Source organism: Acidovorax sp. HMWF018 (genome assembly GCF_003061035.1).
Classification (GTDB): Bacteria; Pseudomonadota; Gammaproteobacteria; order Burkholderiales; family Burkholderiaceae_C; genus Acidovorax; species Acidovorax delafieldii.
Window position 1 is genome coordinate 1 of the sequence record NZ_QAIM01000377.1, and the last position, 505, is coordinate 505.

Here is a 505-nt window from a genome sequence, read left to right on the forward strand (position 1 = left end):
TCCAGACCAAGGCTGCTTTGTTTCATGGCCGATAAGCATGCCACGGCCGGCTGACAACTACCAAACATCGGGGGAGGTTTTGCAGGATTTCCCTAGCGATCCCGACAGCTTTTTTTCTTTGCTTGGAGCACAAGAATGTCCACCGAGACCCCCTACACCCCGCCCGCCATCTGGCAATGGAACAAAGAAAATGGCGGCCAGTTCGCCAGCATCAACCGGCCTGTTGCCGGGGCTACGTACGACAAAGAGTTGCCCGTAGGCCGTCACCCGCTGCAGCTGTATTCGCTGGGCACGCCCAATGGTGTGAAGGTGACGGTGATGCTGGAAGAGTTGCTGGCGCTGGGCCACAGCGGGGCGGAGTACGACGCGTGGCTGATTCGGATCAACGAGGGTGAGCAGTTTGGCAGCGGCTTCGTGTCTGTGAACCCTAATTCCAAGATCCCAGCGCTGCTGGACCGTACCGACCCTGCCAACCCGGTGCGGGTGTTCGAGTCCGGCGCCATCC

The 505-nt window shown here is 59.8% G+C and carries 1 pseudogene; it reads left to right on the plus strand.

From position 1 onward, the window contains the following. Positions 1-135: 135 nt before the first annotated feature. Positions 136-505 (plus strand): annotated as a pseudogene (locus DBR23_RS30720) (glutathione-dependent disulfide-bond oxidoreductase); the annotation flags it as partial.